The sequence below is a fragment of the Pseudomonas migulae genome (assembly GCF_024169315.1).
Classification (GTDB): Bacteria; Pseudomonadota; Gammaproteobacteria; order Pseudomonadales; family Pseudomonadaceae; genus Aquipseudomonas; species Aquipseudomonas migulae_B.
Window position 1 is genome coordinate 6,207,699 of sequence record NZ_JALJWR010000001.1, and the last position, 26,055, is coordinate 6,233,753.

Consider the following 26,055-nt stretch of genomic DNA (forward strand, 5'->3'; position numbering starts at 1 on the left):
TTCTTAGGAGAGCAGGATGAAATTCAGTGAACAATGGCTGCGTGGCTGGGTAAGCCCGCAGGTAAGTCGCGACGAGCTGGTTGCTCGTCTGTCGATGGCCGGTCTTGAGGTCGATAGCGTTACGCTGGCCGCCGGCGAATTCACCGGTGTGGTGGTGGGCGAGGTGCTGAGCACCGAGCAGCATCCGGACGCCGACAAGTTGCGTGTTTGCCAGGTCAGCAATGGCTCGGAGACCTTCCAGGTAGTCTGCGGCGCGCCAAACGTGCGCCCGGGCCTGAAGATCCCGTTCGCCATGATCGGTGCCGAACTGCCAGGCGACTTCAAAATCAAGAAAGCCAAGCTGCGTGGCGTTGAGTCCAACGGCATGCTGTGCTCGCAAGCCGAGCTGCAAGTCGGCGAAGGCAACGACGGCCTGATGGAATTGCCGGCCGATGCACCAGTGGGCAAGGACATTCGTGAATACCTGAGTCTGGACGACGCCAGCATCGAGGTCGACCTGACCCCGAACCGTGGCGACTGCCTGTCCCTGGCCGGTCTGGCCCGTGAAGTGGGCGCGCTGTATGACGCTAAAGTCACTCGTCCGATCGTTCCAGTCGTGCCAGCCGTGCATGACGAAGTGCGTTCGATTGAAGTCCTGGCGCCGGCTGCTTGCCCGCGTTACCTGGGCCGTGTGATCCGTAACGTCGACCTGTCCAAGCCTACGCCGCTGTGGATGGTCGAGCGCCTGCGTCGTGGCGATGTGCGCAGCATCGACGCTGCCGTCGACATTACCAACTACGTGATGCTGGAGCTGGGCCAACCGCTGCACGCGTTCGATCTCGCCGAAATCAATGGCGGCATCCGTGTGCGCATGGCTGAAGAAGGCGAGAAGCTGGTTCTGCTCGACGGTCAGGAAGTCAGCTTGCGTAGCGATACGCTGGTGATTGCCGACCACACTCGCGCCCTGGCCATCGCCGGCGTGATGGGTGGCGAGCACAGCGGCGTCGACACTGCGACCACCCGCGACGTATTCCTTGAAAGCGCGTTCTTCGATCAGATTGCCGTTGCTGGCAAGGCTCGTTCGTACGGCCTGCACACCGACGCTTCGCACCGCTACGAGCGTGGCGTGGACTGGCAACTGGCCCGTGAAGCCATGGAGCGCGCCACTGGCCTGCTGCTGGAAATCACTGGCGGCGAAGCCGGCCCGATCATCGAAACCGTGAGTGAGCAGCACCTGCCGAAAATCGCGCCGGTTACCCTGCGCGCGCAACGCATCTCCCAGATGCTGGGCATGGAAATGGAAGCGTCCGAAGTCGAGCGTTTGCTCAACGGCTTGGGCCTGACCGTTTCGGCCGACGGGGCAGGGCAGTGGCGCGTTGAAGTACCAAGCCATCGCTTCGACATCAGCCTCGAAGTTGACCTGATCGAAGAGCTGGCCCGTCTGTACGGCTACAACCGTCTGCCGGTTCGTTACCCGCAAGCCCGTCTGGCGCCGCAAGCCAAGGCGGAAGCGCGCAGTGACCTGCCTGAGTTGCGTCGTCTGCTGGTGGCCCGTGGTTATCAGGAAGCGATCACCTACAGCTTCATCGATCCGAAACAGTTCGAGTTGTTCAATCCGGGTGTCGAGCCGCTGCTGCTGGCCAACCCGATTTCCAACGACATGGCGGCCATGCGCTCGTCCCTGTGGCCTGGTCTGGTCAAGGCGCTTCAGCACAACCTGAATCGTCAACAGGATCGCGTCCGTCTGTTCGAAAGCGGTCTGCGTTTTGTCGGTCAGCTGGAAGGTTTGAAGCAAGAGCCGATGCTGGCTGGCGTCGTGTGCGGTAGCCGTCTGCCGGAAGGCTGGGCACAAGGTCGCGATGTCGTGGATTTCTTCGACGTCAAAGCCGATGTGGAAGCGGTGCTGGGCTTCGCCGGTGCGCTGGATTCGTTCACGTTCGTGCCGGGTAAACACCCGGCATTGCATCCGGGTCAGACCGCGCGCATCGAACGTGAAGGTCGTTTGGTAGGTTTCGTTGGCGCGATCCACCCTGAATTGTCGAAAACCCTCGGTCTCGATCGTCCGGTCTTCGTATTCGAGCTGGTTCTGGCTGAAGTGGCGTTGGGCAAAATGCCTAAATTCCAGGAGTTATCGCGCTTTCCTGAAGTGCGACGTGACCTTGCACTGATCGCCCAAAAAGACGTCGCGGCCAGCGCTGTACTGGACGTAATCCGTGAAAATGCAGGGGAATGGCTGACGGACCTCAGGCTATTTGACGTATATCAGGGTAAAGGCATTGATCCTGATAGAAAAAGCCTTGCAGTCGGCTTGACCTGGCAGCATCCATCGCGCACTCTTAATGACGATGAGGTGAATACCACGACGCAAAACATCCTCACCTCGCTCGAACAAAGGTTGAACGCCACGTTAAGGAAGTGACGTATGGGGGCTCTGACGAAAGCTGAAATGGCGGAACGTCTTTATGAAGAGCTGGGCCTGAATAAACGGGAGGCCAAGGAATTGGTCGAACTGTTTTTTGAAGAAATCAGGCACGCTCTTGAAGACAACGAACAAGTCAAATTGTCCGGTTTCGGCAATTTCGACCTTCGGGACAAACGCCAGCGGCCTGGCCGCAATCCGAAAACGGGTGAAGAAATCCCGATCACGGCTCGCCGTGTGGTCACCTTTCGTCCAGGGCAGAAGTTGAAGGCCCGAGTTGAGGCTTATGCTGGAACCAAGTCATAACGACGAGCTACCCGTCATCCCAGGCAAACGCTACTTCACCATTGGTGAAGTCAGCGAGCTGTGTGCGGTAAAACCGCACGTGCTGCGCTATTGGGAGCAGGAGTTTCCTCAACTCAACCCCGTCAAACGCCGCGGAAACCGCCGGTATTATCAGCGACAAGACGTGCTGATGATCCGGCAGATCCGCGCGCTTCTTTACGATCAAGGGTTCACCATCGGCGGCGCGCGCTTGCGTTTGTCCGGCGATGAAGCCAAAGACGACACCACTCAATACAAGCAGATGATTCGGCAGATGATTGCCGAACTGGAAGATGTGCTGGTGGTGCTCAAGAAATAAATTCATGCGTTTGAATACTTCCAGTTTTCAAAAGCTTGCGATATATTCTTGAGCGTTCTTCGAGGTGAAGAACGAGTTTCACGCCTAGTCGGGGCGTAGCGCAGTCCGGTAGCGCACTAGCATGGGGTGCTAGGGGTCGAGTGTTCGAATCACTCCGTCCCGACCATATTTCGTAAGGGGATCAAGTGCTTAACGGGCTTGATCCCTTTCTCATTTCAGGTCTGCACAAACCCGCGCAAAACTACCCGGTGATTTCGCTGATATTCGGGTCAGGAATCGCCTCGGAGCAGACGATTTCCTGGTCCCGCTGGTAGTTTTTGGCCATGCCTTCGTTCGCATGTCCTGCAATTTTCTGCCCATCTTTCCTGACAATGACCGAGACATCCTCGCCCGCACCTTACGTGGTGAGGCCCAATGCCACCTGTGGACGCCTCAAGCTCACAGGTTCATCCTTGCCATCTGTGAAAAGATCGGGACAGTTGAATGAATGGTTTGTGGGCCAAGGCTCTGTTTGCTGGAATGTTACTTTCGTTAAGCGCGGCCAGCTTTGCTGGTCAGGAAAGCGACCTGTATTCAAACCTAGATGCTGGCAAGGCGCAGACCGTCGTAGCTTATGGTACGAGCTTGACGGCCTCTGGCGCCTGGGTGCAGCAGCTTGGGGATGATCTGAATCAGCGATACCCAGGACGTGCCACGGTTATAAATAGTGGCAAGGGTTCGATGTGGTCGGGATGGGGTGTTGAAAATCTCGAAAGTCGAGTTATCTCCAAAAGCCCGGATACGGTGTTTATCGAATTCGCGATCAACGACGCTTTCCTTCCCCACAAAACCACCGTCGAACAAGCGCGGAAAAACCTCGAGTTAATGATTGACCGGATCAAGGCTGCCAAGTCATCGACGGAGATCATTTTAATGGTGACGAATCCAGTGATTGGAGGCTCTGGAGTGGAGAGACCGAAGTTAAGGGATTACTTCCAGATGTACCGGGATGTCGCAAAAGCCAGGGGGCTTCGTTTGATCGACAATTTTCCAAGGTGGCAGGCGGTCTTGAAATCAAATCCGGATCTTTTTAATCAGTATGTTGCGGATGGATTGCACCCAAATGCGGATGGATATCGCGCAGTGGTGACCCCGTCATTGATTGAAAATTTGAGTGGCGCCTCGCCAAACTGACCTGGACATAGATGAAAAAACGCTTCGGCGGGTTTTTTTCGCCTGGAGACCTGGAAAAAAGCAGTGGTGTGGCCCGTATCGCCTGAGCACACTGGATGACCATGCGCATCACTCAGTGTGTCGGCTTTTTCACGGTTACCCCTACTTTTCCCCCATAAAACGTCGGCTGTTGATAGACGTTGCTGGACCCCCGTGAATACTAGCTTCTAAGAGTTCAGAGCAGAATTTTCGAAGCTATCAAGAAGTATAAAAAAGAAGATGGGGTGCTAGGGGGCGAGTGTTCGAATCACTCCGTCCCGACCATATAATTCAAGGGGTTGCGAGATTTTATCTTGCGACCCTTTTTATTTTCAGGCGTTTTACCCCTGCAAAACGACTGGCTCTCAGTAGAATCCTCACCGCTTGCCGGTTGAATCCACAACCCATAGCAGACGTTGCAGCACGTCGAATACAGAAAGCTCAGCGTCTATATTTCAGCGCCTCGACCAGTGCAGAAAAGGCGGGAGACGTCTGGCGTCTGTTGGGGTAATACAAATGGTAACCCTGAAACACAGGACACCAGTCGGCCAGGACTTCTTTGAGGCGGCCGTCGGCCAGATACGGTGCGACCAATTCCTCTGGTACATAAGCCAGACCAATGCCATCAACGGCGGCATTGAGGACATGCATGATGCTGTTGAAAACAAGTTGCCCATCTGCCTTGACCGTAAACGCCTCGCCATTTCGTTCAAACTCCCAGGCGTAAATTGCCCCTGATGGCCTGTGTCGAATATTGACGCACTCATGGGCAGTCAACTCATGGGGCGTCGCTGGTGCCGGTTTGCGTTCGAAATACGCCGGAGATCCCACCACCGCCAACCGCCAATCCGGTCCTATGCGAACCGCAATCATGTCCTTGCTGATCGATTCACCCATGCGAATGCCGGCATCGAAGCGTTCCTCGACCACGTTGGTGAATCCATAGTCGACGTAGAACTCCAGTGTGATATCCGGGTAACTCTTCAAGAACTCTGCAAGCATCGGTCGAATGCACAACTCAATCTGATCGTCAGTGCAGGAAATACGAATCGTGCCACTCGGCTTGTCCCGTAATTCGCTCAACGCTTCAAGCTCAACAGTGATCTGCTCGAAAAGCGGGGCGATCGAGCGCATCAATCTTTCTCCCGCCTCTGTCGGCGACACATTGCGTGTCGTGCGGGCCAGCAGACGTATCCCCAGTCTTTGTTCAAGTGCCCGGATTGTATGACTCAGCGCAGAAGGCGTAACGCCCAGTTTGGCGGCAGCTTTGGTAAAGCTTTGATCGCGCGCCACCGCCAGAAAAGCCTGGAGATCGTTGACTTTGGTATTGGACATTGCTGAATTTTTCTCAAAACCACATGAAGATTACGCCTACTAATCAGGGTATCTCGAATCCGTCAAGCTTTGTCACGTATCTGGAACGGAGTACTTATGATGAGCGAGACACCTGTATTCGACACCCCGACAGGTGATGCCCTCGGCACGCCGGGGACAGAGGAGCAGCCGGCTTACTGGAGTGGCATCTTTGCGATGACACTGTGCGTATTCGCGCTGATCGCATCGGAGTTCATGCCGGTCAGTTTGCTCACGCCGATTGCATCGGATCTGCAAATCAGTGAAGGACTGGCCGGGTATGGGATCGCCATCTCCGGCGCCTTTGCGGTGCTGACAAGCCTTTCGATTTCCAGGCTTGCGGGCTCAATGGACCGCAAGACGCTGTTGCTTCTACTGACCGGGATTATGTGCGTGTCGGGACTGGTGGTCGGTCTGGCGCCAAACTATACGGTGTACATGATGGGGCGTGCGCTGATCGGCGTGGTGATCGGCGGGTTCTGGTCGATGTCGGCGGCAATGGCCATGCGCCTGGTACCGTCCCATAGCGTGCCCAAGGCATTGGCAATCTTCAACGGCGGCAATGCTTTGGCAACCGTAGTGGCCGCACCACTGGGAAGCTATCTGGGGAGTGTCATCGGTTGGCGAGGTGCTTTTTTCTGCTTGATTCCGGTAGCGATCATCGCGTTGATCTGGCAGTGGATCAGCCTGCCAGCCATGACGACGGCGCCGCGCAATGCGGGCAATGGCAATGTCTTTCGATTGTTCAAGAGCCGATTGGTCAGTTTCGGCATGTTGAGTGTGGGCATTTTCTTCATGGGGCAGTTTGTCTTGTTCACCTATCTGCGCCCGTTTCTGGAGACCGTCACTGGTGTAGATGTCTCCCTGTTGTCGATGATCCTGCTGGTCATCGGCGTGGCGGGTTTTGCAGGGACCATCCTGATCGGCGCTTTCCTGAAAACCGGCCTGTACCAGGTCCTGATCGGCATTCCACTGTTGATGGCCGCCATTGCACTTTCCTTGATTATCCTTGGCGGCGGAGTCGTGGCAGCTTTTGTATTGCTGGGGCTGTGGGGACTGATCGCGACGGCAGCACCTGTGGGGTGGTGGTCGTGGTTGGCCAAGGCGTTACCCAAGGATGCTGAGGCCGGTGGCGGCCTGATGGTGGCAGTCATTCAGCTTTCCATTGCAATGGGGTCTACCCTCGGCGGGTTGCTGTTCGACGGGAGCGGTTATCGTATGACGTTTCTCGCAAGCTCCATTTTGTTGGTTCTCGCCGCAGTGATGGCCTTTTTCACATCGCGAAACCAGGCTTGACAGAAGGCAGATTCGAGTAAGTCAGGCAGCAGTCCGTAATTTGCCAGATCGGATTTGATCCAATGTCTGCTATTGGCTGTGGATTCAACCGGTCGATGCAACAGATTGGCTAAACCGTTCAGCGGTCAGTACCGATGCAATCAGGTGGTCAAGTGAAGTGCAATTTCGCAACAGCTACGCCGCTTCGCATTGAACGCGAATGCGACGAAGCCGCCCGTTCGCTGAACCGAGTCGCAGTCAGTTGCTAAGTCGGCAGAGGTCCGAACGCGCGGTATGAATCGACCAGGGCATCGAAAAGCGAGATATCCGAGCGACTTCTAGCTAAGAGCTGGGCACCGACAATAGCTGCGAAAATTGCACGTGCTCTAGATTCACTCTCACTTGATTTGCACACCTTCGCAGCCACTAGAAGCTTGCTTAGCCATGCAATGTTGACATCCGCAAAGGTCTGAATTTCTTTTGTCATTTCAATGGGTAAAGTATCGGTTTCAGCACCCATGAAACTGCCCAGGCAGAGACGATTGTCGGCCTCAAGCGATCTTCGGAAGATTTCAGGAAAGCGACGCAGAGCGTCAATCGGAGAGGGGCTTTCTGATTCGATCATCTCGAGCGCGAGCGCACCGTCCTCCCAATATCGTTTGGCAACGGCAATACCCAGATCGGCTTTGCTTGGAAAATGGTAGTAAATACTCGCCGCTTTGATACCAACATCTTGCGCAAGGTCGCGGAAATTCAAACCATTGTAGCCCTGCGATTGGGCAATTTTCTTGGCCGCCAACAAGATGGCTTCCTTGGAGTTGACGCTCATCTTGGTGCCTTTCGTCTTGGGACGATCGCTTAAATAGGGAAAGCTAATTTACAGCAAAGGCCTACCGTGTGACAGGTAGATTGTCAGTGAGAGCAGTGAGTTCAATGCGACTTGGGTGCTCAGGCTGAAGCCGTTCCATCATGGTTCAGCAAGCGGCACCGCCAGCCGACACTGGCGAGATTACTACGGTCACCGAGAAAGCCAGGGGCGTGGCGATCTCGGCGCGCCGGAGTTTCCATTGAGAAGCTGTTACTGGGCTGGCGAATCCAGCTCAGGAATGCCGCTGTTGTGATCAGCGTAGGCAGCCTGGAAGCTTGGACGTTTTGTCCAGCGCTGCCAGTACGCATCCAGGAACTCAAACCGCTCGTCCAGTGGAGTGGCATTGACCGGGAATTTCGAGAAGGCGATCGCGGTTGCCAGGGTAATGTCCGAGAAGGTCGGGGCATCGCCGCCGAGCAGCCATTCGCGGCCGTCTGACAGATGACGATTGACCAGTGCAGCGTGAGCCAAAGCTTCCTTACGGCAGTGTTCGCCCCAAGCCTCATTCTTGGTCAGTTCTAGCTTGAAGCCGAGTCCGGTGTGCAACACGTGGAACGCTGTAACGATGCGGTACAGGATGTGCACCCACACCCGGTTATCCCACATGTTATCCAGACCCTGTTCCAGTGCGGTCTCTCCCATGATCTTGCGACCGGGATACTCTTGGTCAAGATAACGAACGATGGCAGCCGTTTCGGAAATGTAGCTACCGTCAGCCAGTTGAAGGGTGGGAGTTTCGCCCCACGAGTTCATATTCAAATGACGCCAGCCACGCTGTTCTCCTACAGGGGACATGTCATAGATAGTCTCGGCAAATTGGTCAGCGATGCCTTTTTCGTGCATGAACAGACGCAGACGCTGTGGGTTCGGAAAGGCCGAAGGCGAAGTGAAAAGCTGAAGTTTAGTAGTCATGGTCGATCCTGCAGATTGGTGGCTGGGCTACCTAACTGTCGTTAGGTAGCCAAACCTTAGCGGGTGATTCGACGCGCGTCAACACCTATCTAACACTTGTTAGGTAAAAGTTTTTTGCTGGAATTTTCTGGCTGTATTGGCTCGATTGAGGTGAATCGCTCGCTTCAGCGGGAAAGGGCGCGCAACCTAACATCGGTCGCGAGGCTCACTCGCTTTATCCCAGCGGCGTAATTGCATGGACTTGACCACCCACCGCAACCGTCAACAAGGGCGCCTTGCTCACGCCGTCGCCCTAAGATGAATTCGTCAAGACGTGTCTACCGGACGGTTATCTATTTGAGTCATTTCCGTTGATTATTCGACAGTCAGCTATTGGCCGTTGTCTGCCGGTCACGACCGACTGCTTCTGGCCGACGGCTGCCTATAGTTCGAGGTCCAAAGCAGACTATTGCAGGCCTACTCCCGAGCAGCGGATTACAGCCGAAACCCGCTGCGCGGAATGGTGCCAGTGCCGACCTCCAGGGTTTGCGACAACACTGTCATGGCCCGCGGTTGCGCTGGTCATTGAACACGTTGGTTGGCGCACGACGTGCGTGGCTTATGGCGTGTTATTGGTCATTGGCGTTGCGCCGCTTTATCGCTGGGTGCTGACGCGGGGCACGGGACCACTCATAAAAAGCCAGGCAGTGGGTGGCGAAAGTTTCTCAATCGACCGGCGGATCTACCTGTTGCAGACCTGGGGCGCTGGCGGTGTGCTTGCGGGCCTGAGTGCGCTGGCCGTATTGAACGTGCTCTTGGTCTTGATGCTCATTCGACTGGTATGAAAAGAAAGGCGATGGGGTGCCAGGGGGCGAGTGTTCGAATCACTCCGCCCTGACCATATTCTTCAATGACTCAGGCCAATGTTCACAGCATTGGCCTTTTTCATGTGCGCGACATTTGCGGGGAATGCTGAGAGTGGGTATCAGGGAAAAGCTGATATACGCGAAAGCCTCACTCGAATAAGGTGCAGTAGTTCGCCCTGCCAGCTGTTTCAGAGAAATGCTGAGTGGCCGCAACTGGTCAGGGTGGGCTTACTTTCTTGACTGCCCGGCCACTTGCCGGGTTTTTCGTTTTCGCCATTCGTCCAATGCCGGGCACTCGAGCGCGGTGTGGCCCTCTCACGTTTAAGCACGGATTCACCCGGGCATGAGAGCGGAGAGTCACCATGGACATTGACGAGAATGCACCTGGCAACAGATCGCAGCAGAACGTGACGCGCACGGCGGATAACGAAGCCGGTCATGACCCAAAACGGGATGAACCAGAGATTCCGTTGCAGTCGGACGACGAAGCCCCTGTTGATCAAGATATGACAGACGTGGAAGCCAACAACTCGGTATCGAGTGAACATCCCGACGCTGGAAAGAGCGGTCGCGTCGATAATTCGGATCAGGATGAAGATGACAAGGAGGCTCGCGGCATGCCTGCGAGCGATCCTGAGTCAGGCGCCTGAACACGTTCGGATCATTTCAATAGCCCGCACAGCGCGGGCTTTTTTACGCTTCGAATTTAACGGTGGCTAGGGCCGCTCTCGGGAAAAACCGCACACCTGTTCAGGCCGTCTCGACAGACACCGAAAGCCGTTTGCCGAGCGCAGCCAAAGCGTTTTCCAGTTGTTCCATTTTTGATGTGTGCAGGAAATCGACCAGGCGATCGCCCTGGGCCTGGTGCACGCCGAGCAACCGACACAGGTCAGCCTTGCGCATATCCCGCTCCATCATGGCGTTCCATAGCGCGATCTTCGCCACGATGACCGCTGGCAAATGAACGACGTGCTCGCCGTCCTGAACGGGTGTTGCCTCTGGAATGACGCGGCGCTGATCGACGTAGAGGGACAGAGTGGTCTCGATGGCATCCAGTGCCTCACTGATCGCGTGAGCCCTGTCATCGCCGTAACTGTTCAGCTCCGGAAGATCCCGGCAGAACACGGCCAGCCCTGGACTGGCATCCGCCTCAAAGCGAATTGCGTAATCGTACATGGTCACTTCCCCCGTGCAGCGGGTTAATGCCCGCAGCCATCTGTCATGAAATGAAAAGCCATTGTCGTCTGATGAGAAGCGACTCGCCAGACGGCGTCCTACAGTCCAATCAGCGCAATTCGACGCAGCACGCCCCAACTTGAGACTGGAGAATAAGAAAAAATGGCCCACGCCGTACGCTTCTACGAAACCGGTGGTCCCGAAGTCCTTCGTTATGAAGAGGTCGAAGTCGGCGATCCCGGTCCAGGCCAGGTTCGTCTTCGTCATGTGGCGGTGGGCCTGAACTATGCCGATACCTACTTTCGCAATGGCACTTACCCGATTCCGATGCCCAATGGCATGGGGGTTGAGGCCTCTGGTGTGGTCCAGGCCATCGGCGGCGAGCGGCCGATGGCGCTGGTGGTGTGCGAGCCAGGGCAATACCTCGACCGCAAGATGCTGGAGGTGCACCTGCAAGGGTTTGTCGAGCGTGGCCGGATCAATAAATGGGCGATCCCCAAGCAGTTCAAGTTCGTCCCCGAGATCCCTAAAACCAGCGTCGGGAAGATTAACAAGAAGCTCATCCGGGAAAGCGAATTGGGCTAAAAGGCGCGGCGGAGGCTACATCAACCCTCACCATTCATCGCGAGGTTTTCTATTTCATATCAGTCCGATTTCGACTTTCAGTCCCTCGATGGTATGGCGCTTGCGTTGGTTCTTCTCGATGCGGTTGATGGCGCTGGCCGCAGGGTTGTCCGGGCACAGACCCGCGGCCGCGGCGTGGTTGAAAATGTCGATTAGGAGGGCGCGGCATTGGTTCGCTGTGCGCGGTGTTAGAGGGTCCAGCCGTTCTGCGACCATCCGTATCGGCGTTGACGGCGGAGGCTGACTTTGAAGGGGGCGGGAGTAGAGCTTCGCGCAGCGATTCAGTTACTCTCGAGCGAATCGACTCACGTATTGAAGCGCAGATGTTTAACGATACGGATACCGTCGAATACGCATTCAAGCGAGCCTTCTATCGAGTCGACGGCGTGACGATGTATGTCTGTTGGCTGATATGGGCCGGGATATTGATCTGGGCCATGTTTGACGCTGAAGCATCGAGAATAGAAGTGCTCGTCAAGCTGATGATCGGTTTGATGAGTCCGTTTCTGTATGTGTTGCTCGGGCTGATGCGTATACCTGGCTTGCTAAGCGCGGTGATAATTGCTGCGATAAACATCTGGTTTTTGTCGGTTTACTTTTAAGGTCCGAGTATTCGATTCGTGACCATGCTTGCTATTGGTCACAATTTGTAAGTCCTCGATAGGGTGAGTAAGCTATTCCAATGAATCAGCCATCAATATCTTCGCCCAGCTTCCGTGGCCCAGCCGATCACGACATTCGAGACCAGATTGTCGCGGCGGCCAACGAGCACTTCAGTCAATACGGCTATGCCAAAACCACGGTTTCCGACCTGGCCAAGGCCATCGGGTTTTCCAAGGCTTACATCTACAAGTTCTTTGATTCCAAGCAAGCAATCGGTGAGGCCATCTGCGCTAATTGTCTGGCAGAAATCGTCGCGACTGTGGAGCAGGCTATCAATGTGGAAGGCCTGTCTCCTACGGAGCGTTTTCGACGTTTGGTCAAAACTGTTATCGCCACAGGTGTGAATCTGTTCTTTAACGATCGAAAACTCTATGACATTGCAGCGTTCGCGGCGTCGGAAAGCTGGCCCAGTACGCAGGCTTATGACGCACAGATCAAAAACTTCGTGTCGCAAATCGTTCGGGAGGGGCGAGAGATTGGCGAATTTGAACGCAAGACTCCGCTGGATGAAACAGTAGAAGCGATACATCTCGCGCTGCGACCCTTCGTCAACCCTTTGCTGCTGCAGTACAATCTCGATTTTGTCGAGGAGGCGCCCATGCTCACCTCCAACCTCATCTTGCGTAGCCTCATGCCTTGACCTTCGACTAAAGCTTTACGGCATCCCCGGGCAAGCAACAGTTCATCAAACGGTTTTTCACTTGGCCCTTCTGCCATCCGGCGAAGGGCATTTATTTATCCGTGTTGTGACCATTTACTGAGTTGGTTACATGAGTAAATATGGTGGTCCGTCGTATCTACTGCGTCATCTCAGTGATCCCATAGCGTTCGAACAGTGAAAAAAAATAGTGCTCAAGAGCCCATTTGGCCTTGCTGTCGTACTTGCATCCTTACTGAACAAAAAGCCTTGCCTCCCGACTTTCAAGAACACATCTCGAGCCTTCCCCCCTCAAGCTTCATCGACTCGTCACCGTGACATCCCAAGGTTGCCAGCCGCCACCGAGTGACTTGAATACCGCAACCGCCGCTCGAGCAGATTCCGTTCGCGCTTGCGCCCGAGCATCGGAAGCCTGCAGCATCGTCTCGTCAGCGTGCAGGACATCGATCAGGCTGGCCGTACCTTTTTCATAAGCAATGAACGACGATTGTCGAGCCTGTGTCAGAGACGCCTCTCCCCCAGCGAGGGTGGTTGCTTGAGCTTCGCGATTCACCAGAGAGGAGAGCGCGTTCTCGACATCCTCGGTAGCACGCAGAACAGACTGACGGTAAGCGGCCAGGGCTTCGGCTTCCTGTCCCTTGGCTTGGTCGATCTGGGCGTTTATGCGACCGAAGTCGAAGAGTCTCCAGCGCAGTCCCAGTACGCCCGCCGATTGGCTGGCACCGCCGGTAAAAAGATTGCCTGCGGATACAGCGGTGGCACTCCCCAGCAATGCGCTAAGGGAGAACTTCGGGTAATACTCGGCAATAGCCTCCCCGATGCGTGCGTTTGAGGCCGCAAGACGGCGCTCAGCCACGATGAGATCTGGCCTGCGGCGAAGCAAATCAGCCGGCGTTCCCATCGCCTTTAACTGCGGCGCTACAGGAATGTTCCCCGTATTTGCCAATCGCGTGCGGTGAGTGCCAGGCGGCGTGCCGAGCATGACATCCAGCGCATTCATGGCCGCATCCAGACCGGTCTGCAGGACTGGCACAGTCGCCTGGACCTGCGATAGCGCCCCCTCCGTCTGACGAACCTGATAGTTGGCGGCGAGCCCCTTGCTGTAGAGCAATTGGACTTTCTCTAGTAACTCCTGCTGCGTTTTGACTTGTCGATTCGCTATGTCCAGCCGGGCCTGCAGTCCGCGGACAGTGATGTAGATATCGGCGATCTGCGCAGCGATAGCCAATCGTGTGGCCGCGACGCCCGCCCGGGATGCTTGATACTCGGCGAGAGCGGCCTCGCGTCCACGTCGCAGGCCGCCAAAGACATCCGCCTCCCAGCTGGCATCGAGGTTGACCTCGTAGGAACTTCCGTACCGATCATAGCCAGGTGTTGAATTCAACACCTGGCCGAGTGGCGTCTCAATTGACTGGTAGGAACGCGCGGCCTGGCCGCTGATGTTTCCCGAGGGCAGTAACGCGGCATTTGCTGCTCCTAGTCCGGCCCGCGCCTGAGTGACTCGCGCCGAAGCCTGCGCCAGGTCCAGATTCTGCTCAAGTGCCTTGGAGATGAAGTCGGTCAGCACGGGATCACCAAAGCCTTCCCACCAGGTGACAAGGCTGGTCGGTGTCGCGCCAGGCCGCTGTTCGACAGAAGGCTGGCCCAAGTAACGATCCGAAAGCGGAGCGTCTGGACGATGGTAATTCGGACCGACCGCGCAGCCTGCCATCAAGCCGGTGCTGACCCAGAGAGCTATTGGACGGAGGGGAGGCATTGATATTCCTTCAACAGGGGATGTTTGTGACTATATTACTTATTGGTCACATCCTGTCAATTGACGTGATTTGAGCTGGTTCCGGCTATTTTCAATGATATATGCGGATTTTAATGTCGCAGGGAGAAGCTGGATGCTTGGCGGGTTGTGACCATTGACACATGTAGTCACTTGTCTGAGAATATGACGGTCGTCCTATTTTTAAGTAAGGGAACCTATGCTCCGGCTTCGACTCATCTCCATTGCCGCTTGCTTGTTGCCTCTCGTCCTGACGGCGTGCGGTGATTCATCCACCGTTGAAGATCCGCGCACGCATGTTCCTCTGGTCAGGTCCGCAGCGGTTCAGGGGGCCTCCGACGCCTCACGTTCTTTCACGGGAGTGGTGGCTGCCCGCGTCCAGGGCGACCTGGGTTTTCGGGTAGCAGGCAAGGTGCTTGAGCGTCTGGTTGATACCGGTCAAACCGTTAAGCGTGGTCAGCCACTTATGCGCCTCGATCCCATCGACCTCGGGTTGCAGGCGCGTGCACAGCAAGAGTCGGTCATAGCCGCTCGGGCCCGAGCCAAGCAGACAGCGGATGACGAGGCTCGATATCGCAACCTGGTCGCGGCAGGCGCTATTTCCGCATCGGCCTACGACCAGATCAAAGCCGCAGCGGATACCGCAAAGGCGCAGCTCAGCGCCGCTGAAGCGCAGGCTGATGTAGCCCGCAATGCTTCTGGTTATGCGGTGTTGTTTGCCGATTCCGACGGCGTTGTGGTGGAGACGCTCGCCGAGCCCGGGCAAGTCGTCAGCCCGGGGGAGCCTGTGGTTCGACTGGCGCGGGCAGGTCAGCGCGAAGCGATCGTGCATCTGCCCGAGACGTTGCGTCCCGCAGCAGGATCCACTGCGCAGGCGACGCTTTATGGCAATGCCACCGGCGCAGTTACAGCGAGGCTGAGGCTGCTTTCTGATTCGGCTGACCGTATGACGCGCACCTTTGAGGCGCGGTATGTGCTTGAGGGTGCGTTGGCCAATGCACCGATAGGTTCGACGGTCACACTTCGGATCGCTGAAGGCGCCACGCAGGGGAATTCAATGCAGGTGCCGATTGCTGCCATTTATGACCCGGGTAAAGGCACTGGCGTGTGGGTCATCGTCGGCGCACCTGCGAAGGTGGCTTGGCAACCTGTTCAAGTCTTGGGCTTGAGCGACGACTCAGCGCGAGTCGCAGGCGATCTCAAGGTCGGCGAGCAGATCGTAGCGTTAGGTGCGCATCTGTTGCGCGAGGGTGAAGAGGTGAGACTGCCTCAACAGGATGACGCCAAAGTTGCCGGGGGGCGTCCATGAGCGAGGGTCGCTTCAATCTTTCCGCGATCGCCGTTCGTGAGCGTTCCATCACGGTGTTTCTGATCTTCCTGATTGCCGTCGCGGGCATCTTGTCGTTCTTTCAACTGGGGCGTGCGGAAGATCCTCCGTTTACGGTCAAGCAGTTGACGGTCATTACCGCCTGGCCGGGCGCCACGGCGCAGGAGATGCAGGATCAGGTCGCAGAGCCACTCGAAAAACGCCTGCAAGAACTGAAATGGTACGACCGCACGGAAACCTACACCCGTCCCGGCCTCGCCTTCACGATGGTGTCACTGCTCGATAGCACGCCGCCCTCGCAAGTGCAGGAGGAGTTCTATCAGGCGCGTAAAAAGCTCGACGATGAGGCCCGGAAGCTACCAGCGGGAGTCATCGGGCCAATGGTCAACGACGAATTTTCGGACGTGACCTTTGCGCTGTTCGCCTTGAAAGCCAAAGGCGAGCCGCAGCGACGTTTGGTGCGTGATGCGGAGTCGTTGCGCCAACAACTGTTACATGTGCCGGGTGTGAGGAAGGTCAACATCATTGGGGAGCAGCCCGAACGTATCTTTGTTTCCTTTTCCCATGATCGGCTGGCTACCTTGGGCATTTCTCCACAGGACATTTTTGCTGCGCTGAATAATCAAAACGTGCTCACGCCCGCCGGTTCCATCGAAACCAATGGGCCTCAGGTCTTCCTGCGACTGGATGGCGCCTTCGATAAGGTGCAGAAGATTCGTGACACGCCCATTGCCGTTCAGGGGCGCACGCTCAAACTCTCTGACGTGGCTACGATTGAGCGTGGGTATGAAGATCCCGCAACCTTTCTTGTGCGCAATAACGGTGAGGAGGCCTTGTTGCTGGGGATTGTAATGCGTGAGGGCTGGAACGGCCTTGACCTCGGCAAAGCGTTGGACGCGGAGACGACCAAGATAAATGAAGGCATGCCGCTGGGCATGACGCTCTCCAAGGTCACCGATCAATCTGTGAATATCAGTTCGGCAGTCGGCGAGTTTATGGTCAAATTCTTCGTCGCGTTGCTTGTGGTGATGCTTGTCTGCTTTCTCAGCATGGGCTGGCGTGTAGGCGTAGTGGTCGCCGCGGCTGTGCCGTTGACATTGGCCGTGGTGTTTGTGGTGATGGCGGCCACTGGGAAGAACTTTGACCGTATTACCCTCGGCTCGTTGATTCTGGCGCTTGGACTGCTGGTGGACGACGCCATCATTGCTATCGAAATGATGGTAGTGAAAATGGAGGAGGGCTACGACCGCATCAAAGCTTCCGCGTATGCCTGGAGTCATACCGCCGCGCCGATGCTCTCCGGTACGTTGGTGACCGCTATCGGCTTTATGCCCAACGGCTTCGCGCAGTCGACAGCCGGCGAGTACACCAGCAACATGTTCTGGATCGTGGGCATCGCCCTGATTGCCTCCTGGGTAGTTGCGGTAGCTTTTACCCCTTACCTGGGGGTGAAAATGTTGCCGAACATCAAGAAGGTCGAGGGTGGTCACGCGGCTATTTACAACACTCCTAACTACAACCGTTTCCGCCGGATTTTGACGCGGGTCATCGCTCGCAAATGGCTGGTGGCCGGTACTGTTATCGCGTCGTTTGTCGTGGCAATCCTGGGCATGAGCCTGGTCAAAAAACAGTTCTTCCCTACCTCGGACCGTCCAGAGGTATTGATTGAAGTGCAAATGCCTTATGGGACGTCCATTGAACAGACAAACGCCACCACTGCCAAGATAGAGGCCTGGCTGCAAAAGCAGAGTGAGGCAAAAATCGTCACCGCTTATATCGGGCAAGGCGCGCCGCGTTTCTATCTGGCTATGGCGCCGGAACTCCCTGATCCGTCTTTCGCGAAGATTGTGGTGCTGACGGACAGCCAAGAGGCGCGTGAGGCCCTCAAGTTTCGTATCCGCGAGGCAGCAGCTGAGGGACTTGCCCCAGAAGCGCGGGTCAGGGTGACTCAGCTTGTGTTTGGTCCGTATTCGCCATTCCCTGTTGCCTATCGGGTAATGGGGCCCGATCCGTCAACGTTGCGCAAGATTGCGGGCCAGGTAGAGGACGTGTTGCAGTCGAGCCCGATGATGAGAACCGTCAACACCGATTGGGGACCGTTGACGCCGACGCTGCATTTCGCGTTGGATCAGGATCGCCTCGAGGCGGTGGGGTTGACGTCAAATTCAGTCGCGCAGCAACTGCAGTTTCTGCTGGCCGGAGTGCCGATCACTGCGGTTCGTGAGGACATTCGCTCGGTCCAGGTGGTTGGTCGCGCAGCGGGTGATATCCGGCTCGATCCCGCCAAGATAGAAGGCTTGACGCTGGTCGGTACGGCGGGTCAGCGGATTCCGTTGTCTCAGGTGGGAGCGGTCGATGTGCGGATGGAGGATCCGATCCTGCGCCGTCGTGACCGCACACCGACTATCACCGTGCGCGGTGACATTGCCGAAGGTTTGCAGCCACCGGACGTCTCGAGCGTGATCATGAAGGAGTTGCAGCCGGTCATCGACAAGCTGCCTGGTGGGTACCGGATTGAGCAGGCGGGTGCAATCGAGGAGTCGGGCAAGGCGGGTAAAGCGATGTTGCCTTTATTCCCGATCATGATTGCCATGACACTGCTGGTCATCATCCTGCAGGTTCGTTCGATCTCGGCAATGATCATGGTGTTCCTCACCTCGCCACTGGGGTTGATTGGAGTGGTGCCGACACTGCTCATCTTCCAGCAACCGTTTGGTATTAACGCTCTGGTCGGTCTAATCGCCCTTTCGGGCATTTTGATGCGCAATACGCTGATTCTGATTGGGCAAATCCATCACAACGCGCGAGAAGGACTGGACCCGTTTCACGCAGTGGTCGAAGCCACGGTCCAACGTGCCCGCCCGGTACTGCTGACAGCACTCGCCGCAATCCTGGCGTTCATTCCCCTGACACACTCTGTCTTCTGGGGGACTCTGGCCTACACGCTGATCGGAGGCACGTTCGTCGGCACCATAATGACACTGGTGTTCTTGCCAGCGATGTACTCCATCTGGTTCAAGATCCGTCCTGTCAACAAAGGGGCAACTGAAACAGCGAAACTCGTGTAGTACGCGAGCCCAGAAGAGAAGACGCCCCCGTCCGCGGGTTACGACCCGGAGCGCATCATTTTGGCCGAGCATCCGCGGCAGGCCTCACGCCCCACCCGCAGGACTACAGGTGAATGATGTCGTGCTGGTATGGTCGCGCTCATCGGGGTTGATGACACATTGCTCCAGTCCATGGCCTGCCGCTTCAATTCCGCAGATCGTATATTCAGCCGCGTCTGTCGTCGAGGCTGGCAAGTAACAGGATTTACTGTGCGGTCGTTTGTACGGCGATGCTCATAACACCTCCAACCGCCGGTGTTATCACCCGGTATTCAATAGTGATATTCGTAGCGTCCACCACAGAGCAACGCATGAAGCCCAGGTCCAATGTTTTTACCGTAAGCCCTGTCAATGACGGTTTGATATCTTGACGTCTGGGCGTGTAAAGCAAGCCGTGAGGAATGATCATGGTCTTGACCCCGGCAGTATCCAGATCGCCGGCTAAAGTTGACTGCTCTTTGGAAAGAATCGTCGACTTGCTGCCGCCACTCAAACCCGTGCCTTCGATATTGAAACGGTCCGAGTTAACCGCGGGCGCATTTCCTGTTGTGTAGGCACCTGAGGACGGAGATATGTCCAGGCTGATCCGGTTTCTGCCTCCGTGTGAGTCCACTGGAGTGATGTATTCAAAGCCTGACACCAACGTGTTCGCAACCCAGCCCCGGATTCTATTGCGGCTTGAAGTCACTTTCAGGCCAGTCCTGGCCCCACGAATAAACAGATCTGCAATTGCAGTACCTACGCCACTGATAAAAACACCATTGGAAAATGCAGCGGCTTCTGAATTGTCGTAAATCTGCATAACGCCGATGCTGTTAAAGTCCCCTGTGATCCTGGCAACCCAGGCGTCGGGTGTGGCGGTAGATCCTGCCGCGCGAGCGAGGCCTCGCCACACGCCAATCATGTTGCGAGAGCCTGACATCGTAACCATGTCGCCACCCTGGCCACCGAAGTACTGGTTGAGATTGGAAATCAAGCACGAGTCCGCATTAATTTCCAATGAGCCACCATCCACTGTGATCTGGCCGAATGAGCCATTAGTGCCGATATAGATGTTCTTGCGTTTGCGACCGCTCGCACTTGTCCAGCTCATGTCGCCTTGGAAGCAATGCAAAATCGTGCAGTAAGTGGGTGCTCCGTTGTACGTTCCGTCGAGAATTTCACTGAAATAGTTCCAGCCCTCATTTCGCATCCCAGTGATATTGTCCATGTGAACATTGTGCGGTCCACGGTTTGTCCAGCCGTCTCCGTTGTTGTCACGAACAATCAAGTCGCGAACAAAGCCTTCTTCTTGATCGGCAACCGAAGCATTGCTGGTGACATTCGTTGCGTATTCGGTGTATAGGCCGCCGTTAGCCCCCCATCCGATAACAACGTGATCAATGATGGTGTAGGCGCCATAGAAGCAACATGCTCGGCCAGTGCTGTTGTTTTCTCTATTGCCATTGACTTGAACGTTTCTTAGTCCGAACCAGGAAGGTACCCGGTTATCTGTTGCGACTGGCAAGCCCGTGCCGGTCAAAGCAGAGAAGTTTTCTGATGTCACAAAGTCTATGTTGGACCCCGCTTGCTGCAGCAGAATCGATACCATGGGGTTCTCACCCTGGATAATTACCCCTCTTGGAATTACCAAGGTGCTGGCTACGTAAGTTCGTGCCCCCAGAAGTACGGTACCGCCGAGTGAGCCTAGAGCAGCAACCGCATTTGCCAGACCCTCTGTGTTGTCGACCAGCCCCGGCAGGCAGTAGTCGTCGGCGTGGACACTGCGCTGCAGTGCCGACTCCACGGTAGACAGTACCGAGCTTGCGCCGCGAGGTGCGAAAGGAATAGGGGAAGCCACCTGGTTGTGGTCAATCAGGTCCTTTGCATGTGGAATGATTTCAGTGGGTTGATCGAGTTCGCCAGTAGTCATATTTATCTCAGTTTGTGTTAATCCCATATGCATGGGGTTTTATCAGGCTTCATTGGGTTAAATGGAACCAGCCTTGCCAAGTCGCTGCACATAAACCTTCGGCGAACACCCGGTCCGCTGTTTGAAGCACCGATAAAAAGTCGACAGCGAGTTAAACCCCGCAGCGCCCGCAATCTCATCCACTCGCGACGCATGCCGTTGCCCATTCAAGCGTTCGAGCGCCTCATCAAGCCGCAACTGATTGAGAAACGCATAAAACGTCTGCCCCCGAACCTGATTGAGAAAAAACGAAATCTGGTTGCGCGTGTAACCCGTCGATGCCGCCACATGAGACAGGTCCAATCGTGGATCAAGATAAGGTTTCGACTGCTCAAAGTACTGCTGCAAATCATTGGAAAGCGCCCCGACCTGGCGCGCAGACAATCCCAGTCGGCTCACGGCATCGGCACTGTATGCCGGACGAATCACAGTGGGCGCCTGGCTGACCAGCACAGCATGTTCGTTGACCTTGACGATCAATCCTTCCTTCACCGTCAGCGCCTCGACAGTGCGAAATGAAACCAGGCCGTCGCTGCCATTGAGTGTCACCCGGTACTGCAGGAACGCGGTGTCGCCGTCGATGCGCAAGCGATCGGTGTAGGTCTGCAACTCTTCTGATCCTACCGGCATGCTCGCCGCGAGATAGTCGCGCAGCTGCGCGTATTCGATGGTCCGGTTCTGGAAAAAATCGTTGTACTCGATCGCCGGGTGATAGAGCGCCATCACGCTGTCCAGGTCGCGTCTTTTCCAGGCCTGGTGGTAACGCACGGCAACTTCATGAGTCTGCACACTCGAAGGGTCCGCCAGGAAGGTGGGGGTGGTGTGTAAATCGGGTGCTTCCACGACGAACTCCATGGCGCAGATCAGGGCGAAGCCACGAGTATTCCAGATGCCGTGGTTTTCCGCCCGTGTCCGCTGCGAGGTTTGCCGCGTCGTTGTGCCTGTGAAAGCGCCGGCGATTGCTTTAGCGTCAGCCCATGATTTTTTCGGAGCATGAGTGCATGACGCTTCACACCGCGAACCGATCCCTGGCAGATGCCCGGCCTTATCCCGTCTGGCAGGAGACGCGAGTTTCTGCGCCTGCTGCACCGAGGCTCACCGGCGAAGTGCCGTGTGATATTGCGATAGTGGGCGGCGGATTCGTCGGGTTGTGGACGGCGCTGATAGCGCGTCAGCGTTGGCCTGATGCAACGATCGTTGTGCTTGAAGCCGGGCAATGCGGCGGTGAAGCCAGTGGGCGCAATGGCGGGTTCTGCGCGCCGAGTATCTCTCACGGTGTTTCCAATGCGCTGAAACGTTGGCCCGGGGAAGCGGAGCAACTGGTTCGACTCGGCAGGGAAAACCTCGTGGCGTTTGAAGAAGATCTTCAGCGCTACGGCATGGACGTAGCGTTCGAGCGCTCCGGCAAGTTGAACGTCGCGAGCCAGCCCTGGCAGGTTGAAGGGCTGAAGTCGATGCAGCGCAACTACGAGCGCTTTGGTATCGATTGCGACTATCTCGAAGGCGAGGCGCTCAAGTCCCACCTCGATTCACCGGCCTATGTCGCCGGTGTTTTCGAGCCCAACTATGCATTGCTGAACCCGGTCAAAATGGTCGCGGAATTGCGCCGCGTGTGTCTTGCGCATGGTGTGCAGCTGTTTGAGCATTCTCCGGTAACCGGCCTGCGTCAGGACGGAACTCATCAGGTTCTGGAGACGGGGCTGGGCATCGTCAAAGCGGCGAAAGTCGCCCTCGGCACCAACATCGCGCCGCCGTTGCTGGCGGCGCTGAAGTCCAAGGTCATCCCCATTTATGACTATGCCCTGGCGACCCGGCCCCTCGACGATGCGCAGCTGCGCGCCATCGGGTGGGTCGGTCGCTACGGCATCGCCGACAGTGGCAACCAGTTTCATTACCTGCGCAAGACCGAGGACAACCGCATTCTCTGGGGGGGCTACGACGCTATCTATCATTTTGGCAGCCGACGCGATGAGGCGTTGACCCAGCGTCCCGACAGCTTCGTGACACTGGCCCGGCAATTTCAATCAACCTTTCCGGCATTGGCGGACGTCACGTTCAGCCATGCCTGGGGCGGCATCATCGATACCTCTGCGCGCACCACCATGTTCTGCGGCACTTCGTCCGACGGCCGCATTGCCTATGCCCAAGGGTTCACGGGGCAGGGCGTGTCTGCCAGTCGTTTCGCAGCGTTGACCATGCTCGATTTGCTCGAAGGTCAATCGACCGAGCGCACGCAGTTGGCGATGACCTCGACGGCGCCTTTCCCGTTTCCACCCGAGCCCTTGCGATACGCGGGCGTCTCCCTGGCGCAGCGTTCGCTGGCTCGCGAAGACCTTACCGGGCACCGCGACTGGCTGCTCAAGGGGTTTGATGCGTTGGGCATTGGCTTTGATTCTTGAACTGAAGGGAGCATGACCATGAACAACCCCGATCACATCATCGATTTCGCCAACCCCGAGTTGCCCGTCGTCGAACTGGAAACCAGCGATCCTGCGCTGGTCGACACCGCGTATCGCAGTCGCAGTTGGCGGCACTTTGTGGCGCCGGAGAAAAATGCTGTCGCAGGCATCTGGGAGGCCCCTGAGCACCTGGAGCGCTGTGAGTGTGATTACGACGAGCTTTGCCATTTGCTCGAAGGGCACGTTCGGTTGACCGACAGCAAGGGCGTCAGTCAGGAGTTCAAGGCGGGCGCCACGTTCGTGGTCGCCGCCGGATTCAAAGGGACCTGGGAGAACCTGACGCCGGTGCGCAAGGTATTCATGATCCTCAGGGGCTGATGCCTGTAGGCGCGAAGCTTGCTCGCGAAAGCGGTAGGTCAGTCGCAGCGTTGTTCACTGGAAATCGCCTTCGCGAGCAAGCTTCGCTCCTACAGGGTGGCGTTCGCTTAAGTGTTGGGCAGCGCCATGATCGCCTTTGCGGCAATGTCAGTGCCGCGAGTCGCCTGCATATTCTTGCTTAACGATTCGAGACGTTGCTGCATCGCCTGATCCGCCAGCAGTCGTTCGAGAGCCGCAGGTAGCGCGGCCAGCGGATCGGCAAACCGTGGCAAGTAGCGACCAACGCCGACTTCCTCGGCGCGTGCGGCATTGTCGTGGCCGTCCCAGCAATAAGGAATGATCAACGACGGCAAGCCGAAGTACAGCGCTTCGCAGAAGCTGTTGTTGCCGCCGTGGTGGATGAACAGCTGACATTCCTTGAGCACGGCCGGCTGTGGAAACCAGCTGTCCAGATACACGTTGTCCGGGACGGTGGTGTACATGTCCCGATAGGCGCCAACGTTGATGAGGAAGCGATAGGGCAGATGTTCGATGGTGCCGATGAGGCGCTTCATCATGTCGGTGTCGGCAGCCCCAAGACTGCCGAAGCTGATGTAAATCAGCGGTGCGTCGTTGTGCCTTGGGAAGTCGGGAACGATGTAGGGTGCTTCGCGACGCACGCAGCCGTCGAGGTACACATAGCGTTTCGGGTCCAGCGGTGGCTGGCGGTCATAACGCACCGGCGTTGGTGACAGCAACAGGTTGAGCCACGGTGAATCGACGAGGAACTGGCCGGGCGGGCAGGGGGCGGTGCCGTTGTTGGCGAGAAACTGCGAAAAGCGTTCATGGGCCGGTGCGACGGCGTTGCGGTAATGCTCGGTAAACCGTTCGCGGGCCTCTTTGTCGCCAGCCAGGCAGCCTGACAAGTACGGCGGTACGGCGGCATCCGGCAATTCGGTTTCAGCGCAGGAAACCATCCGCACCCACGGGCATCCGGCATTGGCGATGGCGGGGAACATGACCACGTTGTCGAGGACGATGACGTCCGGTTTAAGGCGGGCGAGCAACTGTTGCAGTGGCTTTTCCGCTTCGATCGCGGTGTCGATGATCGCTTCCCAGGCCGGCGCCACATAGCTGTCGATCTGTGCCAGTGGAGTCTGGTCGAAGTAGGGAATGTTGCGCTCGATAAAGCGCTCCCAGTAATGCTGGTGCTCCGCTGCCGACAGTGGACTGGCTTGCGGAATCGGATACTCGTCGAAGCCGTATTCGGCGAAGAGTCCCTGGAAATGTTCGTGGCAGATAAAGACCGGTTTTGCTCCCAGTTCACGCAGCGACTGGGCAATACCAATACAGTTCAAGGCCGCGCCGAAACTGGCTTCCGGAAACAAGGCGATCAGTTTGTGTGGGTGCATGGCGAAGAAAGTCCATGGCGGGTAAAGCCCGCCGTGCCTGAGATGACTGGATGCTGTCTTATTTTATAAAAAAAATCATCCTGTTTTTTGTGGTGTTCAGCGACGCCCGAACAAATGGCCCTGCGGAATCCCGCGATTGGCGGTTTGCGGGCGCTGGGCGGCGCTCATGCGCAGGTGCAGGCGCAGCAGGTCGGCGGCGATCTCCAGTTGTCCGCGCTCGATGTGCGCAATGATTTGCAGGTGCTCGCGCAGTGCTTCCTGCAGGCGGTGCACGCTGACGGTCGGCAACAGATTCGGCAGGCGCCGCAGGCTCTGATGCTGGAGCAGGGCGTCGCCGATAAATCGGTTGCCGCAGCTCTGGCCGATCAGTTCATGGAAGCTGATGTCCAGCTCGCGGAATTGCTGGATGTCGAAGTGTTCGACCGGGCTCGCGAGCAGGGTTTGCATGGCGCTGCGCAGCAGTGCCAAGCGTTGCGGATCGGCGTTGAAGTGGGGGCTGAGCAGCGCTTCCGGTTCCAGGATCAGGCGGAACTTGAGGCTTTCTTCGAGGGCGGCGAGGCTGTTCAGCGATGGGCGAAACAGCCAGGACTGGCCGGGGCCGCGCTCTATCGCCTGGCTTTCGCTGAGTTGCTGCAGGGCTTTCTGCGCTGCCGGGCGGCCGATGTCGTAACGACGCATCAACTCGCTGATGCTGATGCTGTCCCCGAGGCGTCCGGCCATGCGATCGCGCAATACCGAGGTCGCCAGTTCTTCTTCCTCGGCCTGTGGCAAGGCGGCGTTGAAGGCCTGGCCCCTCGGCGCGGCGAGCAGTCGATAGCCTTTGCCGGCTTCATGGCTCAGCAGGTTTTCTTCCAGCAGCACTTTCAGTGCGCCACGAATCAAGGTGCGGGACACCTGGAAGGTGCGCGACAACGCTTGCTCGGCAACCGGGTCGCCGGCCACCAGCCCGGTTTCCTGGGTGTGTTCCAGAATCCGGCGGGCGAGTTCCAGGTGATTGGTGCGAGGTTTTTTCTCGGGTGTCGTGCTCAAGCGTCTTATCTCTTTTGGTCGCTTTGGACTCAGGTGCTCATCTTATGCCATGCACCGCTGAGTCGTCAGGCACGAAAAAAGCGTTGACAACTT

At 56.8% G+C, this 26,055-nt stretch carries 23 protein-coding genes, 1 tRNA gene and 2 pseudogenes; 15 read left to right on the top strand and 11 right to left on the bottom strand.

Annotated features, from left to right (window positions below; genetic code table 11):
• Nucleotides 1–16 precede the first annotated feature (16 nt).
• From pheT to J2Y86_RS28645, 4 genes are all read left to right on the top strand, one after another.
• Nucleotides 17–2,398 carry a phenylalanine--tRNA ligase subunit beta gene (pheT, locus tag J2Y86_RS28630; protein ID WP_253439404.1) on the top strand — a complete coding sequence of 794 codons (2,382 nt, stop codon included), beginning with the start codon at nucleotides 17–19 and terminating at the stop codon, nucleotides 2,396–2,398.
• Nucleotides 2,399–2,401: 3 nt separating this feature from the next.
• Nucleotides 2,402–2,704 (top strand): integration host factor subunit alpha, encoded by a 303-nt coding sequence (ihfA, locus tag J2Y86_RS28635; protein ID WP_002553164.1) that lies wholly within the window; start codon nucleotides 2,402–2,404, stop codon nucleotides 2,702–2,704.
• Nucleotides 2,685–3,041 (top strand): MerR family transcriptional regulator, encoded by a 357-nt coding sequence (locus tag J2Y86_RS28640; RefSeq protein ID WP_003179985.1) that lies wholly within the window; start codon nucleotides 2,685–2,687, stop codon nucleotides 3,039–3,041. Before ihfA ends, J2Y86_RS28640 begins: the two co-directional genes overlap by 20 nt.
• An 89-nt stretch (nucleotides 3,042–3,130) precedes the next feature.
• Nucleotides 3,131–3,207, top strand: a tRNA-Pro gene (locus J2Y86_RS28645).
• A 75-nt stretch (nucleotides 3,208–3,282) separates the two neighbouring features.
• Here J2Y86_RS28645 and J2Y86_RS28650 read toward each other — a convergent pair.
• Nucleotides 3,283–3,405 (bottom strand): annotated as a pseudogene (locus J2Y86_RS28650) (integrase); the annotation flags it as partial.
• Between the two features lie 119 nt (nucleotides 3,406–3,524).
• Here J2Y86_RS28650 and J2Y86_RS28655 point away from each other — a divergent pair.
• Nucleotides 3,525–4,214, top strand: a complete 690-nt coding sequence (locus J2Y86_RS28655) for an SGNH/GDSL hydrolase family protein (RefSeq protein ID WP_253439406.1) — start codon at nucleotides 3,525–3,527, stop codon at nucleotides 4,212–4,214.
• Between the two features lie 459 nt (nucleotides 4,215–4,673).
• On the opposite strand, the gene J2Y86_RS28660 is transcribed toward J2Y86_RS28655, so the two are convergent.
• Nucleotides 4,674–5,567 carry a LysR family transcriptional regulator gene (locus tag J2Y86_RS28660; protein WP_253439408.1) on the bottom strand — a complete coding sequence of 298 codons (894 nt, stop codon included), beginning with the start codon at nucleotides 5,565–5,567 and terminating at the stop codon, nucleotides 4,674–4,676.
• Between the two features lie 96 nt (nucleotides 5,568–5,663).
• Here J2Y86_RS28660 and J2Y86_RS28665 point away from each other — a divergent pair, with 96 nt between their 5' ends.
• A complete protein-coding gene (locus tag J2Y86_RS28665) occupies nucleotides 5,664–6,881 on the top strand; it encodes an MFS transporter (RefSeq protein ID WP_253439411.1) in 1,218 nt (405 codons plus the stop codon).
• Nucleotides 6,882–7,125: 244 nt separating this feature from the next.
• Here J2Y86_RS28665 and J2Y86_RS28670 read toward each other — a convergent pair whose 3' ends face one another.
• Nucleotides 7,126–7,689, bottom strand: a complete 564-nt coding sequence (locus tag J2Y86_RS28670) for a TetR/AcrR family transcriptional regulator (protein WP_253439413.1) — start codon at nucleotides 7,687–7,689, stop codon at nucleotides 7,126–7,128.
• A gap of 249 nt (nucleotides 7,690–7,938) precedes the next feature.
• On the bottom strand, nucleotides 7,939–8,640 hold the full coding sequence (locus tag J2Y86_RS28675) for a glutathione S-transferase family protein (RefSeq protein ID WP_253439415.1): 702 nt from the start codon (nucleotides 8,638–8,640) through the stop codon (nucleotides 7,939–7,941).
• A 605-nt stretch (nucleotides 8,641–9,245) separates the two neighbouring features.
• On the opposite strand from J2Y86_RS28675, the gene J2Y86_RS28680 reads away from it, so the two are divergent.
• The gene (locus J2Y86_RS28680) at nucleotides 9,246–9,464 is read left to right on the top strand and encodes a hypothetical protein (RefSeq protein WP_253439417.1); all 219 of its coding nucleotides are present in this window, start codon (nucleotides 9,246–9,248) and stop codon (nucleotides 9,462–9,464) included.
• A gap of 383 nt (nucleotides 9,465–9,847) precedes the next feature.
• Nucleotides 9,848–10,135, top strand: coding sequence for a hypothetical protein (locus J2Y86_RS28685; RefSeq protein WP_253439419.1), 288 nt, complete (start codon nucleotides 9,848–9,850; stop codon nucleotides 10,133–10,135).
• Between the two features lie 100 nt (nucleotides 10,136–10,235).
• Here J2Y86_RS28685 and J2Y86_RS28690 read toward each other — a convergent pair whose 3' ends face one another.
• Nucleotides 10,236–10,661 (bottom strand): type II toxin-antitoxin system HicB family antitoxin, encoded by a 426-nt coding sequence (locus tag J2Y86_RS28690; protein ID WP_253439421.1) that lies wholly within the window; start codon nucleotides 10,659–10,661, stop codon nucleotides 10,236–10,238.
• Between the two features lie 162 nt (nucleotides 10,662–10,823).
• Here J2Y86_RS28690 and J2Y86_RS30235 point away from each other — a divergent pair, with 162 nt between their 5' ends.
• A complete protein-coding gene (locus tag J2Y86_RS30235; RefSeq protein WP_301308806.1) occupies nucleotides 10,824–11,246 on the top strand; it encodes an AMP-binding enzyme in 423 nt (140 codons plus the stop codon).
• 75 nt (nucleotides 11,247–11,321) lie between these two features.
• Here the strand turns inward: J2Y86_RS30235 and J2Y86_RS28705 are convergent.
• Nucleotides 11,322–11,507 (bottom strand): annotated as a pseudogene (locus J2Y86_RS28705) (integrase); the annotation flags it as partial.
• Nucleotides 11,508–11,608: 101 nt separating this feature from the next.
• Here J2Y86_RS28705 and J2Y86_RS28710 point away from each other — a divergent pair.
• Both J2Y86_RS28710 and J2Y86_RS28715 read left to right on the top strand, forming a co-directional pair.
• Entirely contained in the window at nucleotides 11,609–11,887 is a 279-nt protein-coding gene (locus tag J2Y86_RS28710; protein WP_253439423.1) for a hypothetical protein, read from the top strand.
• Between the two features lie 80 nt (nucleotides 11,888–11,967).
• Entirely contained in the window at nucleotides 11,968–12,588 is a 621-nt protein-coding gene (locus tag J2Y86_RS28715; RefSeq protein WP_253439425.1) for a TetR/AcrR family transcriptional regulator, read from the top strand.
• 316 nt (nucleotides 12,589–12,904) lie between these two features.
• Here the strand turns inward: J2Y86_RS28715 and J2Y86_RS28720 are convergent, their stop codons facing one another.
• A complete protein-coding gene (locus J2Y86_RS28720; protein WP_253439427.1) occupies nucleotides 12,905–14,362 on the bottom strand; it encodes an efflux transporter outer membrane subunit in 1,458 nt (485 codons plus the stop codon).
• 217 nt (nucleotides 14,363–14,579) lie between these two features.
• Here J2Y86_RS28720 and J2Y86_RS28725 point away from each other — a divergent pair, with 217 nt between their 5' ends.
• A complete protein-coding gene (locus J2Y86_RS28725) occupies nucleotides 14,580–15,689 on the top strand; it encodes an efflux RND transporter periplasmic adaptor subunit (RefSeq protein ID WP_253439429.1) in 1,110 nt (369 codons plus the stop codon).
• Entirely contained in the window at nucleotides 15,686–18,775 is a 3,090-nt protein-coding gene (locus tag J2Y86_RS28730; protein ID WP_253439431.1) for an efflux RND transporter permease subunit, read from the top strand. The genes J2Y86_RS28725 and J2Y86_RS28730 overlap by 4 nt, the downstream gene beginning before the upstream one ends.
• 244 nt (nucleotides 18,776–19,019) lie before the next feature.
• Here J2Y86_RS28730 and J2Y86_RS28735 read toward each other — a convergent pair whose 3' ends face one another.
• Nucleotides 19,020–20,726 (bottom strand): hypothetical protein, encoded by a 1,707-nt coding sequence (locus tag J2Y86_RS28735; RefSeq protein WP_253439433.1) that lies wholly within the window; start codon nucleotides 20,724–20,726, stop codon nucleotides 19,020–19,022.
• 57 nt (nucleotides 20,727–20,783) lie between these two features.
• The gene (locus J2Y86_RS28740; protein ID WP_437180671.1) at nucleotides 20,784–21,608 is read right to left on the bottom strand and encodes a helix-turn-helix domain-containing protein; all 825 of its coding nucleotides are present in this window, start codon (nucleotides 21,606–21,608) and stop codon (nucleotides 20,784–20,786) included.
• A gap of 158 nt (nucleotides 21,609–21,766) precedes the next feature.
• On the opposite strand from J2Y86_RS28740, the gene J2Y86_RS28745 reads away from it, so the two are divergent.
• Complete coding sequence (locus J2Y86_RS28745; RefSeq protein WP_253439435.1) at nucleotides 21,767–23,164, top strand: NAD(P)/FAD-dependent oxidoreductase; 1,398 nt, start codon at nucleotides 21,767–21,769, stop codon at nucleotides 23,162–23,164.
• An 18-nt stretch (nucleotides 23,165–23,182) separates the two neighbouring features.
• Nucleotides 23,183–23,542, top strand: coding sequence for a cupin domain-containing protein (locus J2Y86_RS28750; protein WP_253439437.1), 360 nt, complete (start codon nucleotides 23,183–23,185; stop codon nucleotides 23,540–23,542).
• A gap of 107 nt (nucleotides 23,543–23,649) precedes the next feature.
• Here the strand turns inward: J2Y86_RS28750 and J2Y86_RS28755 are convergent, their stop codons facing one another.
• Together J2Y86_RS28755 and J2Y86_RS28760 are read right to left on the bottom strand one after the other, a co-directional pair.
• Nucleotides 23,650–24,933, bottom strand: coding sequence for a glycosyltransferase (locus J2Y86_RS28755; protein WP_253439439.1), 1,284 nt, complete (start codon nucleotides 24,931–24,933; stop codon nucleotides 23,650–23,652).
• Nucleotides 24,934–25,029: 96 nt separating this feature from the next.
• The gene (locus J2Y86_RS28760) at nucleotides 25,030–25,962 is read right to left on the bottom strand and encodes a GntR family transcriptional regulator (protein ID WP_253439441.1); all 933 of its coding nucleotides are present in this window, start codon (nucleotides 25,960–25,962) and stop codon (nucleotides 25,030–25,032) included.
• Nucleotides 25,963–26,055: the final 93 nt, after the last annotated feature.